Annotated in this window: 11 protein-coding genes; 9 read left to right on the top strand and 2 right to left on the bottom strand. The window is 65.3% G+C overall.

Translation table 11 applies throughout. The features are described 5' to 3' along the window. Positions 1 to 31 precede the first annotated feature (31 nt). From JAB4_RS14820 to JAB4_RS14860, 9 genes are all read left to right on the top strand, one after another. On the top strand, positions 32 to 3,730 hold the full coding sequence (locus JAB4_RS14820; protein ID WP_070223623.1) for a nitrate reductase subunit alpha: 3,699 nt from the start codon (positions 32 to 34) through the stop codon (positions 3,728 to 3,730). A gap of 1 nt (position 3,731) precedes the next feature. Then, the gene (gene narH / locus JAB4_RS14825; protein ID WP_070223621.1) at positions 3,732 to 5,282 is read left to right on the top strand and encodes a nitrate reductase subunit beta; all 1,551 of its coding nucleotides are present in this window, start codon (positions 3,732 to 3,734) and stop codon (positions 5,280 to 5,282) included. Positions 5,283 to 5,303: 21 nt separating this feature from the next. Beyond that, positions 5,304 to 5,948 carry a nitrate reductase molybdenum cofactor assembly chaperone gene (gene narJ, locus JAB4_RS14830; RefSeq protein ID WP_083287114.1) on the top strand — a complete coding sequence of 215 codons (645 nt, stop codon included), beginning with the start codon at positions 5,304 to 5,306 and terminating at the stop codon, positions 5,946 to 5,948. 27 nt (positions 5,949 to 5,975) lie between these two features. Next, positions 5,976 to 6,662, top strand: coding sequence for a respiratory nitrate reductase subunit gamma (gene narI / locus JAB4_RS14835; RefSeq protein ID WP_070223616.1), 687 nt, complete (start codon positions 5,976 to 5,978; stop codon positions 6,660 to 6,662). Positions 6,663 to 6,677: 15 nt separating this feature from the next. Continuing rightward, the gene (locus tag JAB4_RS14840) at positions 6,678 to 7,424 is read left to right on the top strand and encodes a peptidylprolyl isomerase (protein ID WP_070223614.1); all 747 of its coding nucleotides are present in this window, start codon (positions 6,678 to 6,680) and stop codon (positions 7,422 to 7,424) included. A gap of 102 nt (positions 7,425 to 7,526) precedes the next feature. Beyond that, positions 7,527 to 8,513 carry a GTP 3',8-cyclase MoaA gene (gene moaA / locus JAB4_RS14845; RefSeq protein ID WP_070223612.1) on the top strand — a complete coding sequence of 329 codons (987 nt, stop codon included), beginning with the start codon at positions 7,527 to 7,529 and terminating at the stop codon, positions 8,511 to 8,513. 122 nt (positions 8,514 to 8,635) lie between these two features. Next, on the top strand, positions 8,636 to 10,537 hold the full coding sequence (locus tag JAB4_RS14850; RefSeq protein ID WP_070223610.1) for a type IV pili methyl-accepting chemotaxis transducer N-terminal domain-containing protein: 1,902 nt from the start codon (positions 8,636 to 8,638) through the stop codon (positions 10,535 to 10,537). Between the two features lie 24 nt (positions 10,538 to 10,561). Further along, positions 10,562 to 11,224, top strand: a complete 663-nt coding sequence (locus JAB4_RS14855) for a response regulator (protein WP_070223608.1) — start codon at positions 10,562 to 10,564, stop codon at positions 11,222 to 11,224. Positions 11,225 to 11,357: 133 nt separating this feature from the next. Then, the gene (locus JAB4_RS14860; RefSeq protein WP_083287085.1) at positions 11,358 to 12,569 is read left to right on the top strand and encodes an NnrS family protein; all 1,212 of its coding nucleotides are present in this window, start codon (positions 11,358 to 11,360) and stop codon (positions 12,567 to 12,569) included. Between the two features lie 7 nt (positions 12,570 to 12,576). Here JAB4_RS14860 and JAB4_RS30940 read toward each other — a convergent pair whose 3' ends face one another. Beyond that, positions 12,577 to 12,702, bottom strand: coding sequence for a hypothetical protein (locus JAB4_RS30940; RefSeq protein WP_265334661.1), 126 nt, complete (start codon positions 12,700 to 12,702; stop codon positions 12,577 to 12,579). A 33-nt stretch (positions 12,703 to 12,735) separates the two neighbouring features. Beyond that, complete coding sequence (locus tag JAB4_RS14865; protein WP_070223606.1) at positions 12,736 to 16,173, bottom strand: response regulator; 3,438 nt, start codon at positions 16,171 to 16,173, stop codon at positions 12,736 to 12,738. Positions 16,174 to 16,205: the final 32 nt, after the last annotated feature.

Here is a 16,205-nt window from a genome sequence, read left to right on the forward strand (position 1 = left end):
CGCCGCTCCGGCGGCGCAATGTGGAGGTAGCATGAGTCACTTTCTGGACCGTCTTAAATTTTTTAGCAAGCCCGCCGAGCCGTTTTCGAACGGCCATGGCACCGTGGTCGACGAAGACCGCACCTGGGAAAACGCCTACCGCCAGCGCTGGCAGCACGACAAGATCGTGCGCTCCACGCATGGCGTGAACTGTACCGGCTCGTGCAGCTGGAAGGTGTACGTCAAGAATGGCCTGATCACCTGGGAAACCCAGCAAACCGATTACCCGCGCACGCGGCCCGACCTGCCCAACCACGAACCGCGCGGCTGCCCGCGCGGCGCCAGCTATTCCTGGTACGTGTATTCGGCCCAGCGCGTGAAATACCCGATGGTGCGGGGCCGCCTGATGGAAATGTGGCGCGAAGCGCGCAAGACCATGGACCCCGTCACGGCCTGGGACTGGATCAGCCAGGACCCCGTGCGCTCGCAGCAATACAAATCCATCCGCGGCCTGGGCGGCTTTGTGCGCGCCACGTGGGAAGAATCGAATGAAATCATCGCCGCCGCGAACGCGCTGACGATCAAGAAATACGGCCCGGACCGCATCGTCGGCTTCTCGCCGATTCCCGCCATGTCCATGGTCAGCTATGCTTCCGGCACGCGCTACCTGTCGCTGATCGGCGGCGTGGCCCTGAGCTTCTACGACTGGTATTGCGACTTGCCGCCGGCCAGCCCGCAAGTGTGGGGCGAACAGACGGACGTGCCGGAATCGGCCGACTGGTACAACTCGACCTATCTGATGGTGTGGGGCTCGAACGTGCCGATGACGCGCACGCCGGACGCCCACTTCTACACGGAAGTGCGCTACAAAGGCACGAAAACCGTGGCCATCTCGCCCGACTACGGCGAAATGGTGAAGTTCGGCGACATCTGGCTGGCGCCGAAACAGGGCACGGACGCCGCGCTGGCGCTGGCCATGGGCCACGTCATCCTCAAGGAATTCCACTCGGAAGGCCAGAGCGCCTACTTCCGCGACTATGCGCGCCAGTACACGGACTTCCCCATGCTGGTGCTGCTCAAGGAGCATAACGGCACCCTGGTGCCCGATTACTTCCTGCGCGCTTCGCACCTGGACAACAACCTCGACGAAACCAACAACCCGGAATGGAAAACCCTCGTCATCGATGAAACCACGGGCGCCATTACCGCGCCGGCCGGCTCCATCGGCTTCCGCTGGGGCGAGTCGGGCAAGTGGAACCTGGAACAGAAGGCCGGCGGCAGCGGCGCGCCCATCGTGCCGATGCTCTCCATGATCAACGACAGCGACGCCGTCACGGAAGTGGGTTTTGCCTACTTCGGCGGCAAGGACGCGTCCGACATGCTGCTGCGCAAGGTGCCGGTGAAAACCATCCGCCTGGCCGACGGCACGACGGGCCTCGTCACCACCGTATTCGACCTGACCCTGGCCAACTACGGCATCGACCGTGGCCTGGGCGGCGAGAACGTGGCCGAGAGCTATGACGACGACGTGCCGTACACCCCCGCGTGGCAAGAGAAGCACACGGGCGTGAAACGCGCCGACGTCATCACCGTGGCGCGCCAGTTCGCGGAAAACGCGGACCAGACGCGCGGCAAGAGCATGGTCATCGTGGGCGCCGGCCTGAATCACTGGTACCACATGGACATGACCTACCGCGGCATCATCAACATGCTGATGATGTGCGGCTGTATCGGCCAGTCGGGCGGCGGCTGGGCCCATTACGTGGGCCAGGAAAAACTGCGTCCGCAAACGGGCTGGACGCCTTTGGCCTTCGCCCAGGACTGGGTGCGCCCGATGCGCCAGATGAACGGCACCTCGTTCTTCTATGCCCACACGAGCCAGTGGCGCCATGAAAAGCTGGAAACGGGCGACATCGCCTCGCCATCGGCGGCCGGCGGCACGGGCGACCTGACCCTGCTCGATTACAACGCCAAGGCCGAGCGCATGGGCTGGCTGCCATCGGCGCCGCAGCTGCAGACCAATCCGCTGGAGGTGGCCAAGGCCGCCAAGGCGGCAGGGCAGGCGCCGGCCGCGTATGCGCTCGACCAGATCAAGGCGGGCCAGCTGCAGTTCTCGTGCGACGATCCGGACAATCCGGCCAACTTCCCGCGCAATATGTTTGTCTGGCGCTCGAACATCCTGGGCAGCTCGGGCAAGGGCCACGAGTACTTCCTGAAATACCTGCTGGGCACGCAGAACGGCTTGCTCAGCGACGAAGACGACTGCATCACGCCGAAACAGGTGAAAGTGCGCCCGGCCGCCGAAGGCAAGCTCGATCTGCTGGTGGTGCTGGATTTCCGCATGTCGACCACCTGCCTGTATGGCGATGTAGTGCTGCCGACGGCCACCTGGTATGAAAAAGACGATCTGAATACGTCGGACATGCATCCGTTCATCCATCCGCTGTCCGAAGCCGTGCAGCCGCTGTGGCAATCGAAGTCGGACTGGGAAATCTACAAGGGGCTGGCAGAGAAATTCTCGGAAATCGGCGGCGAGCTGCTGGGCACCCAGCAAGACATCATCCTCACCCCGCTGATGCACGACACGCCGGGCGAACTGGGCCAGCCCTTCGATCCCAAGGATTGGCGCGCCGGCGAATGCGATGCGATTCCCGGCAAGACCATGCCGAACATGACGGTGGTCGAGCGCAATTACCGCGACGTCTACAAGAAGTTCACCTCGATCGGACCGCTGCTGGAAACCATCGGCAATGGCGGCAAGGGCATTTCCTGGAAAACGGGCCATGAAGTCGAGGTATTGCGGGGCATCAACCGCACGGTGCTCGATGAAGGCGTGTCGAAGGGCCAGCCGCGCCTCGATACGGCCATCGATGCAGCCGAAATGATTCTGTCGCTGGCGCCGGAAACGAATGGCCACGTGGCCGTCAAGGCCTGGGCCGCGCTGTCCGCCATCACGGGACGCGAGCACACGCATCTGGCGCTGCCGCGCGAGCATGACAGCATCCGCTTCCGCGACGTGCAGGCGCAGCCGCGCAAGATCATTTCTTCGCCCACCTGGTCGGGCCTGGAAAGCGAGGAAGTCAGCTACACGGCCGGCTATACCAACGTGCATGAACTGATTCCATGGCGCACCCTGACGGGCCGTCAGCAGTTCTACCAGGATCACCTGTGGATGCGCGACTTCGGCGAGGGACTGTGCGTGTACAAGCCGGCCATCAACACGAAGACGACGGAAGCGCTGCTGGGCACCAAGCCGAACGGCAACAAGGAGCTGGCGCTGAACTTTTTGACGCCGCACCAGAAGTGGGGCATCCACTCCACGTATTCGGACAACCTGCGCATGCTGACCCTGTCGCGCGGCGGACCGCACGTGTGGCTGTCGGAAACCGACGCGAAGACGGCAGGCATCGTCGACAACGACTGGATCGAGGTCTTCAACGTGAACGGCAGCCTGACGGCGCGCGCCATCGTCAGCCAGCGCATCCCGGCCGGCATGACGATGATGTACCACGCCCAGGAAAAGATCATCAACGTGCCTGGCGCGGAGATGACGGGCAAGCGGGGCGGCATCCATAACTCGGTGACGCGCGCCGTGCCCAAGCCGACGCACATGATCGGCGGCTACGCCCAGCTGGCGTACGGCTTCAATTACTACGGCACGGTGGGCTCCAACCGCGATGAATTCGTATTGGTGCGCAAGATGAACAAGGTCGACTGGCTCGAAGGCCCGTTGCAGGAAGAAGGAGCATAGTATGAAAATCAGAGCGCAAATCGGCATGGTGCTGAACCTGGACAAGTGCATCGGCTGCCACACCTGTTCCGTCACCTGCAAGAACGTGTGGACCAGCCGCGACGGCGTCGAGTACGCATGGTTCAACAACGTGGAAACCAAGCCCGGCATCGGCTATCCGAAGCAGTGGGAAAACCAGGACAAGTGGAATGGCGGCTGGCGCCGCACGGACTCTGGCAAGATCGAGCCGCGCCAGGGCAGCCGTCTGAAGATCCTGGCCAATATCTTCGCCAATCCGAACCTGCCCGCCATCGACGAGTACTACGAGCCGTTCACCTACGACTACGAGCACCTGCAAAGCGCGCCGCTGTCGCAGACGCCGCCGACGGCCCGTCCGATCTCCGTGCTGACGGGGAAAAAGATGGAAAAAATCGAGTGGGGCCCGAACTGGGAAGATGACTTGGGCGGCGAGTTTGCCCAGCGCAGCAAGGACAAGCTGTTCGACAACATGCAGAAGGAGATGTACGGCACCTTCGAAAACACCTTCATGATGTATCTGCCGCGTCTGTGCGAGCATTGCCTCAACCCGACGTGCGTGGCGTCTTGCCCGTCCGGCTCCGTGTACAAGCGGGAAGACGACGGCATCGTGCTGATCGACCAGGACAAGTGCCGCGGCTGGCGCATGTGCATCTCCGGTTGCCCGTACAAGAAGATTTACTACAATTGGTCGTCCGGCAAGGCGGAGAAGTGCACGTTCTGCTTCCCCCGCATCGAGGCCGGCCAGCCTACCGTGTGCTCGGAAACGTGCGTGGGCCGCATCCGCTACCTGGGCGTGCTGCTGTACGACGCCGACAAGATCGAGGCTGCCGCCTCCGTGCCGCAGGAGCAGGATCTGTACCAGGCGCAATTGGGCCTGTTCCTCGATCCGCACGACCCGGCCATCATCGCCGAGGCGCGCCGCCAGGGCATCCCGGACCTTTGGCTCGAAGCGGCCGTCAAGTCGCCCGTCTACAAGATGGCCGTCGAGTGGAAAGTGGCGTTCCCGCTGCATCCCGAATACCGCACCTTGCCGATGGTGTGGTATGTGCCGCCGCTGTCGCCGATCCAGGCGGCCGCCGAATCGGGCAAGCTGGGCGTCAACGGCATGCTGCCGGACACGCAAAGCCTGCGCATTCCCGTGCAGTACCTGGCCAATTTGCTGACGGCCGGCGACCAGCCGCCCATCGTCACGGCGCTGGACCGCATGCTGGCCATGCGTGCCTACATGCGCAGCAAGACGGTCGAGAAGGTGGAGAACCTCACGGTGCTCAAGCAAGTGGGATTGACCAAGGCGCAGGTGGAGGACATGTACCACATCATGGCCATCGCCAATTACGAAGACCGCTTCGTCATCCCCAGCAGCCACAAGGAAATGGCCGAGGACAGCTTCAACGAGAAGGGTTCGTGCGGCTTCAGTTTCGGCAACGGCTGCTCGGACGGCAGCAGCGAACCGACCTTGTTCGGCAAGAAAAAACACGGTTCGGCCATCTTCATGCAGATGCCGAAGTCGCGCAAAACGGCGCCTGGCGCCTAAGGAACCGATATGAACAACGCTATGCATCACTACCAAGTCCTGTCGCGCCTGCTGCTGTATCCCGAGCCCGAGCTGATCGCGCACCTGCCGCAACTGGAGGCCGCGCTGGCGGCCGTGCCGGAGCAGCAGGCGCTGTTGCGGCCCTTGCTGGCGCACCTGGAAAGCAGCAGCCTGATCGACCTGCAGCAGCAGTACGTGGCCACGTTCGACCGCAATCCGTCGCACTCGCTGCACCTGTTCGAGCATATCCACGGCGAATCGCGCGACCGGGGCCAGGCCATGGTCGACCTGATGGAGGAATACAAGCGCCACGGCCTGCAAATGGTGGGCGACGACTTGCCCGACTTCGTGCCCCTGTTCCTGGAGTTTTTGGCGCAGCTCGACGAGGAAGTCTCGGCGCCGCTGCTGGGCGACGCCGTCCACGTGCTGGCCCACATCGGCCGCAAGCTGACGGCCAACGGCAGCCCGTATGCGCCCGTCTTCACCGTGCTCGAACGCCTGAGTCCCGTGGCGGCCGAAATGCTGGCCGAACCGCCGGTGCGCGACATGGATGAAGCGCTGGAAACCTTCGGTCCCGGTGCGGACGGCGTCGAGCCCTTGCTGCGTCAAGCCCCGGGCGGCGTCCATCCCGTGCATTTTCACCCGCAGCCGCGCCGCGCCGCTTGAAGCGCGCCCGCATGAGGAGAGTACATCATGAGTAATTATTTACATCAATTTGTGTATGGCATTTATCCATACATCGCGCTGGCCATCTTTTTTCTCGGCAGCCTGATCCGTTTCGACCGCGAGCAATACACGTGGAAGTCCGATTCCAGCCAGCTGCTGCACCGCGGCAGCCTGCGTTTGGGCAATATCCTGTTCCACATCGGCATCATCGGCCTGCTGTTCGGCCATGCGGCCGGCTTGCTGACCCCGGTCTGGGTGTGGGATACCTTGGGCGTGTCGCATAGCCTGAAGCAGGGCGTGGCCATGGCGGCCGGCGGCGTGATGGGCGGGCTGTGCCTGGCCGGCATCCTGATCCTGCTGGCGCGCCGCTTCGGCAATGCACGGCTGCGCGCCGTCACCACGGCCGGCGACAAGCTGGTGATGGTGTGGATTTTGCTGACCTTGCTGCTGGGCCTGTCGTCTATCTTCGTCTCGGCATCGCACATGGATGGCCACATGATGGTCTTGCTGATGAACTGGGCGCAGCACATCGTCACCTTCCGCGGCGACGCCGCCAGCTTCATCGTCGACGCGCCGCTGGTGTTCAAGCTGCACCTGTTCATGGGCATGTCGCTGTTCGTCATCTTCCCGTTCACCCGTCTGGTGCACGTGTGGAGCGGCTTTGGCGCAGTCGCTTATCTGGGACGCACTTGGCAACTGGTTCGTCGCCGTTAAGAAAGGAGTCATATCATGGGAATCTCCGTCAATGGCATCGATATCGACGATGCCGACATCGCGCAGGAACTGCCGCATCACGACGGTGCCGGCAATCCGCTGAAACAGGCCGTGCATGAACTGGTGCTGCGCCGGCTGCTGCTGGACGAGGCCGAACGCCTCGGCGTGCAGGGCGGCAGCGATGACGACCGCATCGAGGCGCTGTTCGCGCAGGAAGTGCGCGTGCCGCCCGCCGACGATGCGGCTTGCCGCACCTTTTATGCACAGCGCCCGCAGCTGTTTCGCAGCGGGGCGCTGGTCGAGGCGCGCCACATCCTGTTTCAGGTGACGCCGGAGGCGCCCCTGGAGCTGCTGCGCACGACGGCGCAAGCCGTGCTCGATGCCCTGAAACTGGCGCCCGAGCGCTTCGCCGAACTGGCGGCGCAGTATTCGAACTGTCCGTCCGGCGCCCTGGGCGGTAGCCTGGGCCAGCTGTCGCCGGGCCAGAGCGTGCCGGAATTCGACGCCCTCGTGTTCCGCCTGGAGGCAGGCGCGCTGGCCGGCCATTTGCTGGAAACGCGCTTCGGCTACCACATCGTGCAGGTGCTGCGCCGGGTCGAAGGCCAGGCCATCCCGTACGAAGCGGTGCAGGCGCAGATCGCCGACCGCCTGGCGCGGGCGGCGTGGCAGCGCGCCGTGCACCAGTACCTGCACCTGCTCGTGGGGCGCGCGGACATCGCCGGTATCGAGCTCGAAGGCACAGCCAGCCCGCTGGTTCAGTAAGTAGAAATGCGTAGCTAAAAAGGCGTAGGCCGCTAGGCCTTCTGGGGCACAGCCAGATTGTGCCCCAGCCTTTACAATCACGGAAGAATCAGGAGTAGCGTCATGGGTAGCGTCAAGTTGCAGGACCGTTTTGGCCGTTCGATCGATTATGTGCGGCTGTCCGTCACCGACCGCTGCGATTTGCGCTGCGGTTATTGCATGCCCAAGGGATTTCGCGGCTTCGAGGAGCCGAAGGACTGGCTGACGTTCGACGAGATCGAGCGCCTGCTGGGCATTTTCGTGCGCCTCGGCACGCGCCGCGTGCGGCTGACGGGCGGCGAACCCCTGTTGCGGCGCAATCTGCCGCAGCTGGCGCAAAGGCTGTCCGCGCTGCCCGGTCTGGACGACCTGTCGCTGTCGACCAATGCCACCCAACTGGGCAAGCATGCCGTGGCCTTGCGCGCGGCCGGCGTGGACCGCATCAACGTCAGCCTCGATTCGCTCGACCGCGCCTGCATGCAGCAGATCACGGGGCGCGACAGCCTGCAGCCCATTCTGGATGGCCTGATGGCGGGCAAGGCGGCCGGTTTCGACCCGATCAAGATCAATATGGTGGCCATGCGCGGCATCAATGACGGCCAGATCGAGGCCATGGCGGCCTTCTGCATCGAGCAGCAGTTCATCCTGCGCCTGATCGAAGCCATGCCGATGGGCAGCACGGGCCGCAATGCCAGCTACATGCCGCTGGGCCCCGTGCGCGAACGCCTGGCGGCCCGCTTCGGCCTGGTGCCGCAGGCAATGGAACTGGGGGGAGGGCCGGCGCGCTACATGGCGACCCCCGACGGACGCTCGAGCATCGGCTTCATTACGCCCATGTCGCAGCATTTTTGCGCCACCTGCAACCGAGTGCGCCTGTCCGTCGATGGTACCCTGTACCTGTGCCTGGGACAGGAAGAGAAATTCGCGTTTGGCCCCATGCTGCGCGGCGGGGCCACGGATGCGCAGATCGAGGCGGCGATCCGCGCCGCCATCGAACTGAAGCCGCAGCAGCATGATTTCAATACGCAGCCCGATAAAATTATCAGGTTCATGGCGCAGACGGGCGGCTGAGTGGAGGTGTCACTGCTGGGGTCAGACCCGCCGGGTCTGACCCCGGATCTTTGCCTGTGGGTGGAGTGATGTCGCTGACTTGACTGCATAGGGGCCACAAACAGGCATTCATTAGGGGTAGTATGAAATTCAAGGCGATGTTTTCCTCCTGGCAGAAGCTGTCGACCAAGATTGTCGGCGCGCTGCTGCTCATGCTGGTGCTGGCCTTGAGCGCCATCGGCTGCACCCTGTTTTTGTCGTGGCAGCTCGAAGGCAGTTCGGCCGCCATCAACGAGACGGGCCGGCTGCGCATGCAGACCTACCGCCTGACCCTGCTGCTTGCCAGCGACGCCCGCGAGCAGGCGCGCCAGCAAGTGCTGCTGATCGACGAGACCCTGGCCAAGATCGGCCACGGCGACCCGCAGCGTCCCCTGTTCCTGCCCCCCAGCACGGCCATCAAGTCCGAATTCGAACGCATCGGCGTCGCCTGGCGCAGTGCCTTGCGTCCGGCCGCCCTGGCCGCCGATTCCATTGTGCGCGCGCGCCAGTTCGAGCATGATGCCGACACTTTCGTGGGACAGGTCGACCAGCTGGTGCGCCTGATCGAGCACGATAGCGAACAGCGCACCTTCTGGCTGCGCGCCTCGCAGCTGATCCTCGTCGGCATGGCCGTCATCGGCACGGTCAGCATGATTTACCTGATGTTCATGCTCATCATCGAACCGGTGACGCGGCTGCGCCTGGGCATGCAGCGCATGAAGGAACGCGACTTCAGCGTGCGCCTGGCCGTCGAGAGCAATGACGAATTCGGCCAGCTGGCCAGCGGCTTCAACCAGATGGCCGACCGCCTGCAGGCGCTGTACGGCAACCTGGAAGAGGGCGTGCGCAGCAAGACGGCCACGCTCGAATACCGCAACCGCGAACTGGCACTGCTGTATGAAAGCGCGGCCTTTTTGCAGCGCCCGCAGCCCCTGGAAGATATCTGCGGCGGCTTCATGCAGCGCATCGTCGATTATTTCGAGGCCGACGGTTCCACCGTGCGCGTGCTCGACGCCGAGCGGGGCAACCTGCACATGGTGGTGCATACGGGCCTGTCCGAAGAACTGGTGGCGTCCGAGCATTGCCTGAAGGTGGGCGACTGCCTGTGCGGCACGGCCGTCGAGATGAAGGTGGCGAAGGTGCACGACATGCGGCGCATCGACAAGGCGCACGAGCTGCGCTGCCACCGCGAGGGCTTTGCCACCGTCTCCGTTTTCCATATCCACGCGCACGAACAGCACCTGGGCTTTTTCAACCTGCATTTCCGCCATGCGCGCGTGTTTTCCGCGCGCGAACTGGCCTTGCTGGAAACCCTGGGCCAGCTGCTGGGCATCGCGCTGGAAAACCTGCGCCTGGCCGCGCGCGAACGCGAGATGGCCATTTCCGAAGAGCGCAACCTGGTGGCGCAGGGTCTGCACGACAGCATCGCACAAAGCCTCAACTTCCTCAACCTGCAGGTGCAGATGCTCGACGACTCCGTGCGCAATGCGCGTTTCGACGAGGTGGCGGGCATCGTGCCGGCTCTGCACGCGGGCGTGAAGGAAAGCTACGAGGACGTGCGTGAACTGCTGGCCAATTTCCGCAGCCGCCTGATGGAGGATGACCTGATCGGCTCCCTGCGCGCGGCGCTGGACAAATTCCGCCGCCAGACGGGCATCGACGCCGAGCTGCTGGCCGACGTCGACGGCGCGCCATTCCCCCGCGAGCAGCAATTGCAGTTATTATTCATCGTGCAGGAAGCGCTGTCGAACATCCGCAAGCACGCGCAGGCCAGCCACGTCGAGGTGCGCCTCGCCGATCACCAGGATTTTACGCTGACGATCAGCGACAATGGCGTCGGCTTCGACGCTGCCGCCGTGCTGGAAAAGGGCGACAGCCATGTCGGCATCCATATCATGCGCGAGCGCGCGCAGCGCATCGAGGCCACGTTTGACGTGCATGCCTGCCCCGGCGGCGGCACGACCGTCGAACTGCATTTGTCGCGCGAGCAGCGCCGCGCCGCCTAAGCCACTATCTGAAAGTATAAAAAAATGGAGACTTCCGATAAACCGATCACCGTCATGCTGGTGGACGACCACGCGCTGTTCCGCAGCGGCATACGCTCGCTGCTGCAGCGCCATACGGACTTTTCCGTTGTCGGCGAGGCGGCCGATGGCGTGGAAGGCATCAAGCGCGCCATCCAGCTGCAGCCCGACGTGGTGCTGCTGGACCTGAACATGGCCGGCATGTCCGGCGTGGAAGCGCTGCAGCTGATGCAGCACGACTGCCCCGATACGGCCATCGTCATGCTGACCGTGTCGGAAGACGCCGAAGACCTGGCCACGGCCCTGCGCGCGGGCGCCTGCGGCTATTTGATCAAGAATATCGACGCCGACTACCTGGTGCGCGCCATCCGCCGCGCGGCGGCCGGCGAAGTCGTCATCGCCGAAGCGATGACGGGCAAGCTGGTGGCGCAGCTGCAGGCGGGCACGCGGCGCGAGGAACCCGTGTCGGAACTCGACAAGCTCACCCCGCGCGAAAAGGAAATCATCGACTGCCTGTCGCGCGGCGAGAGCAACAAGGGCATCGCCCGCACCCTGGACCTGGCCGAAAGCACGGTCAAGATCCACGTGCAGAACGTGCTGAAAAAACTCAACCTCACGAGCCGCGTGCAGGCGGCCGTGTACGCGGTCGAGCACCGCCAGGGCAAGTAGCCCGAGTCGGGGTCGGACCCGCCGGGTCAGACCCCATGGTGACTTCTCGCTATCTCTCTAGTCCTTTATGCCGATGGCGGCATCTGCGCTTTTAAAGTAGTATATTGAATATATCTTTAAAGGCGACTCCATCATGGCCATCACCCCGATCAGCGAACCTTCTCCACCTTCCACGACAGCAGGCGCCGCTCCCTGGCATGCCGGCCACGCCGTCTGGCAACTGGGCTTCCGCCCGTTCTACCTGCTGGCGGCCGTGTTTGCGGCCATCGCCATTCCCCTGTGGCTGGCCAGCTATGCGGGCCTGCTGCCGGGCGGTCTGCAGGTGGGTCTGGGATGGCACATGCATGAAATGGTGTTCGGCTTCGCGCTGGCCGTCGTCGTCGGTTTCCTCTACACGGCGGGGCGCAACTGGACGGGCTTGCCCACGCCGCACGGTGCGCAGCTGATGGCGCTGGCGGGGCTGTGGCTGGCGGGACGCGTGGCCATGCTGTGCGGCCCCGGCCTGCTGCCGGCGCTGATCGACTGGCTGTTCCTGCCGCTGGCCGCCTGGCCCCTGTACCAGGTGCTGCGCCGCTCGGGCAATACGCGCAATCTGTTTCTCGTCGGTCTGCTGGCCTTGCTGGCGCTGGCCAATGCCCTGTTCCACGCGGCCGTGCTGGGCTGGCTGCCGCTGTCGCTGTTTGTGCCCGTGCAGGCGGCCATCTTCATCATCGTGCTGATCGAATCGGTGATCGGCGCGCGCGTCATTCCCATGTTTACCCGCAATGGCGCACCTGGCAGCACGCCGGTGGCCAGCCCGAAACGCGCGCTGGTCGCCGTGGCCTGCATGGCGGCGGCCGCGATCGCGTGGCTGGCCGGCGCGCCCGCCTGGCTGACGGCGCCGCTGGCCTTGTGCGCGGCAGGCGTATCGCTGGCCAATCTGCTGGCCTGGCAGCCGCAGCGCACGGTGCGCGTGCCGCTGCTGTGGATTTTGCACCTGTCTTACGCGTGGATCGGCATCGGCTTTGCGCTGCTGGCGGCCGCCAGCCTGGGTCTGCTGCCGGCCAGCGCCGCCTTGCACGCGCTGACGGTGGGATCGATGGCGGGCCTGATCATCGGCATGATGACGCGCACCACCCTGGGCCACACGGGACGTGCGCTCAAGGGAGGCAGGGCGGAAGCGGCGATGTACTGGCTGATCCAGCTTGGCGCGCTGGCGCGCCTGCTGGCTGCCGTCGGTCCCGCCGCGCTGTCCATGCCGCTGCTGCTGGCGGCCGGCGCGTGCTGGTCGCTGGCCTTTGGCCTGTATGCGTGCGTGTATGCGCCTTATTTGTGGCGTGCCAGGGTGGATGGCCGCGAAGGCTAGCCTGGCGTCAGAACGGGCGCCAGGCCAGCAGTTTCCTGATTTCCGGCGTCCAGTAGGACAGCGATTCGCCCACGACGAATAGCAGCATGCCCAGCATGAAGGCTCTCAACAGCAAATCCCTGCACCAGATCATGGTGTCTCCTAAAATTTCATATTGGCAAGTCTATCATTGGCATGCGCTGCCATGTTGCGTTTCTGGCATGGCCGGCTGGCCGGGCGCCGGCGTCTGTGCCGTGAATGCGGCGGCGGCATCGATGGCGTGCGCCAGCGCCTGTTCCAGGGCATCAAGCGCGGCTGACGCATCGCCGCCCGCGTGCAGCAGCTGTTCGGCTTGCTGGGCGGCTTGCAGGGTGGCGGGCAGGGCCAGGCTGCCTGCCACGCCGGCCAGCTTGTGCGCCAGCGCGGCGGCGTCGCCGCGTGCATTGGCCGCCAGCAGCGCGCGCATGGCGCCCACCGTGTTGCGGTAAGTGTTGCCGAAGTGCGACAGATGCTGGCGGTAGGGCGCTTCGTCGAGCCACTGCGCCATCCCTTGCGCCAGGTCGATCACGGGCGCCGCACCGCCTGCCCGCGAGGGCGCCGCCGCTTCGGTCGCTGCCGGCGGCAGGGCCGGCAGCCCTTGCGCATGGCGCCGGTGCGCGCTTGCGATCAGGGCGATGGTCTGCGGCACGTCGAACGGTTTGCTGATGAAATGGTTCACGCCCGCTTCCAGCGCCGCCGTGCGCTGTGTCCGGAACGCCCCGGCCGTCAGGGCCACCACGGGCAAGTCCTGGAACTGCGGCAGCTGGCGCAGCGCGCGCGTCGCCTGCAAGCCATCCAGGACGGGCATCTGCACATCCATCAGCACGATGTCGACGTCGGACGGGTGGGCCAGCAGCCAGTCCAGCGCCTGCTGGCCATCGCAGGCGAACGAGGGCAGGGCGCCCTGGTCGCACAGGATATGGTTGACCACGTCGCGGTTGATGTCGCTGTCGTCAACCACCAGCACGCGCACGCCGGCCAGCACGCGTGCGCCCAGCGCTGCGTGGCCCGTGTCCAGGCCGGCCGCTTCAGCACGCCGCTGGCGCGCTTCCATCGTCGCGTTGTACAGGCTGGAAGCCGTCACCGGTTCGTTGAGGATGGCATCGGCCGGATTGGCCGGGTCCGTATGGCGGCGCGCGGGCGCTGTCGCCGGTGCGCCGCTGGCCGCCAGGATCACGATGGGGCAATCCTGCGGCGGCAGGTGCTCGCGCAGGGCGCGCGCCGTGGTTTCCCCGTCCATGTCCGGCATGCGCGCGGCCAGCACGATGACGCCGGGCCGCGCGTCCTCGGCGCAGGCCAGCGCATGCTCGAGCGCCGCCTGGCCGCCGGAGACGGCATGCACGCGCCAGCCCAGACCCTGCGCGACGGCGGCCACGGCGGCGCGCGAGTCGGCCTTGCCGTCGGCCAGCAAGACGCGCAAGCCTTGCATGTCGGGCGAGGACGGGGCGCTGGCGGGCATCAGCTGCAGCGGCACCGTGAAACTGAATGTGCTGCCCTGGCCCATGACGCTTGTCAGGCGCATGGCGCCGCCCATCAGACGCACCAGCTGGCGGCAGATGGTCAGGCCCAGGCCCGTGCCGCCGAAGCGGCGCGTGGTGGAGCTATCGGCCTGGGCGAAGGCGGAAAAGATCGCCTCCTGCACCTCGGGCGCGATGCCGATGCCCGTGTCGCGCACGCTGAAACACAGCACCGCGGCGTCGCCGTCGCGGCTCTCCAGCGCGCTCGTCAGCTCGACCGCGCCTTGCGCGGTGAACTTGATGGCGTTGCTGGTCAGGTTGACCAGCACCTGTTCCAGCCGCAGCGCGTCGCCCATCACCTGCTCGACGCCATCGGGCAGCGGCCCGATGCGCACTTCGATCGGCTTGTCATGCGCGGCCACGCCCATGCTGACGGCGATCTTTTCGATCACGTCGGCCAGGCGGAACGGCGCCCGTTCGATGGTCATGTGGCCCGCCTCGATTTTCGATACGTCGAGCACGTCGTTGATGATGCCCAGCAGGGACTGGCCGGCGGCGCGGATCTTGCGCGCCATGAGCAGCGCTTCGCCATCGAGGCCGTCGCGTTCCAGCAGCCAGGCCATGCCGAGGATGGCGTTGAGCGGCGAGCGGATTTCATGGCTCATGTTGGCGAGGAATTCCGCCTTGCTGCGGTTGGCCGATTCGGCCGCGTCGCGCGCCAGCAGCATGGCCTCTTCGGCCTGCTTTTGCGTGGAAATATCCTGGGCAAAGATCAGGGTCGCCGGTCCATCCTTGAGCACCACGCGCGTGGTGGTCTTGTACATGGGCACGGGCAGGCCCTGCTTGCCCAGGCCGACGGCCTCGAACACCTGTTCGCTGGGCGAATCCGCCTCGATCAGCGCTTCATTGGCGGCCAGCGCCGCCAGCGATGGCGCGGAAATCATGGCGGACCAGGGCAGGCCGTTCAGATTGTCATCCGCCGTGTAGCCGTGCAGCCTGCGGTAGCGGGGATTCGAGTAGATGAAGCGGCCGTGGCGCAGGATGGCGATGGCCACGGGCGCGTCTTCGATCAGGGTGCGAAAGCGCGTTTCGCTGTCGGACACGGCTTGCATGGCCTGGCGCTCCGTTTCCTGCTCCGCATGCCAGGCGGCCTGCTGCCGGCGCCGCCGCTGGCTCCAGAACAGCAGGCTGGCCGCGGCCAGCGCCAGCACGGCAAAGGAAAGGACGTAGCCGAGCGCCTGGCGTTGCAGCGGGGCGGCGATGGCCGCTTCTTCGCGGCTCAGGCCGATGATGAGGGCGCGGTCCATGTGCAGGGCCGGCGGGGCGATGGTCGCCATGGCCATGACGCGGGGGGCGGCGGGGGCGCCGGCAATGTCGACGCCGCTCAGGACGCCCGCCTGATAGCCGCTGTCGCGAAAGCGCCGCAGGAAGCTGCCGGGGACGTCCATATTGGCGCCATTGGCAGTCCTGGCCGGGTAATTCAGGAACTGCCGGCCGTCGCCATGCAGCACCACGGCCCAGACGTCGGGCGCGTACATGGCGGTGCGGAACTTGGCCGTGAAGTATTCGGGGGCGAAGGTGGCCACCACCACGCCGGCAAAGCGGCCTTGCTTGTCCTGCACCATGCGCGACGCCGTGATGACCAGGTCGCCCTTGAAGGTATGGAAGGGCGCCGAGATGTACAGCATGCGCGCATCGGGGGCGTCGCGCGCCGTCTGGAAGTAGCCGCGGCGCGAAAAATCCTGGTCCGCCAGTTCCGCGATGTTGGTGGCGACCGGCTTGCCTTGCGCATCGATGACCAGCATGGTGCGCACGCCAGGCATGGCGTCGACCAGCGCGGCCAGGCGCCGGGGCAGCGCTTGCCCGGCGTCCGGTGCCGTGCCGGCGGCCAGATAGTCGCGGATCACGCCGCCCAGCACCAGGTTGGTTGCCTCCAGGTCGACTTCGATATTTTTTGCCAGCAGCGCCGTCAGCACGCTCAGGCGCTCGCGTTCGGCGGCGTCATGGCGCGTCGCCTCGGCCAGATGCGCATAGGCGAGGGCGGCAGCGACGATGAGCAGCCCGAGGAGCAAGAACAGCCATTCGATCCATTGTCTGCGCACCGCCGCCGCATCTGTGTGATAGGTCATGTGGCGATGCTATACCCGATATGGATTGAGAA

Origin of the sequence: Janthinobacterium sp. HH102, from assembly GCF_001758625.2 — a bacterium.
Taxonomy (GTDB): domain Bacteria; phylum Pseudomonadota; class Gammaproteobacteria; order Burkholderiales; family Burkholderiaceae_D; genus Janthinobacterium.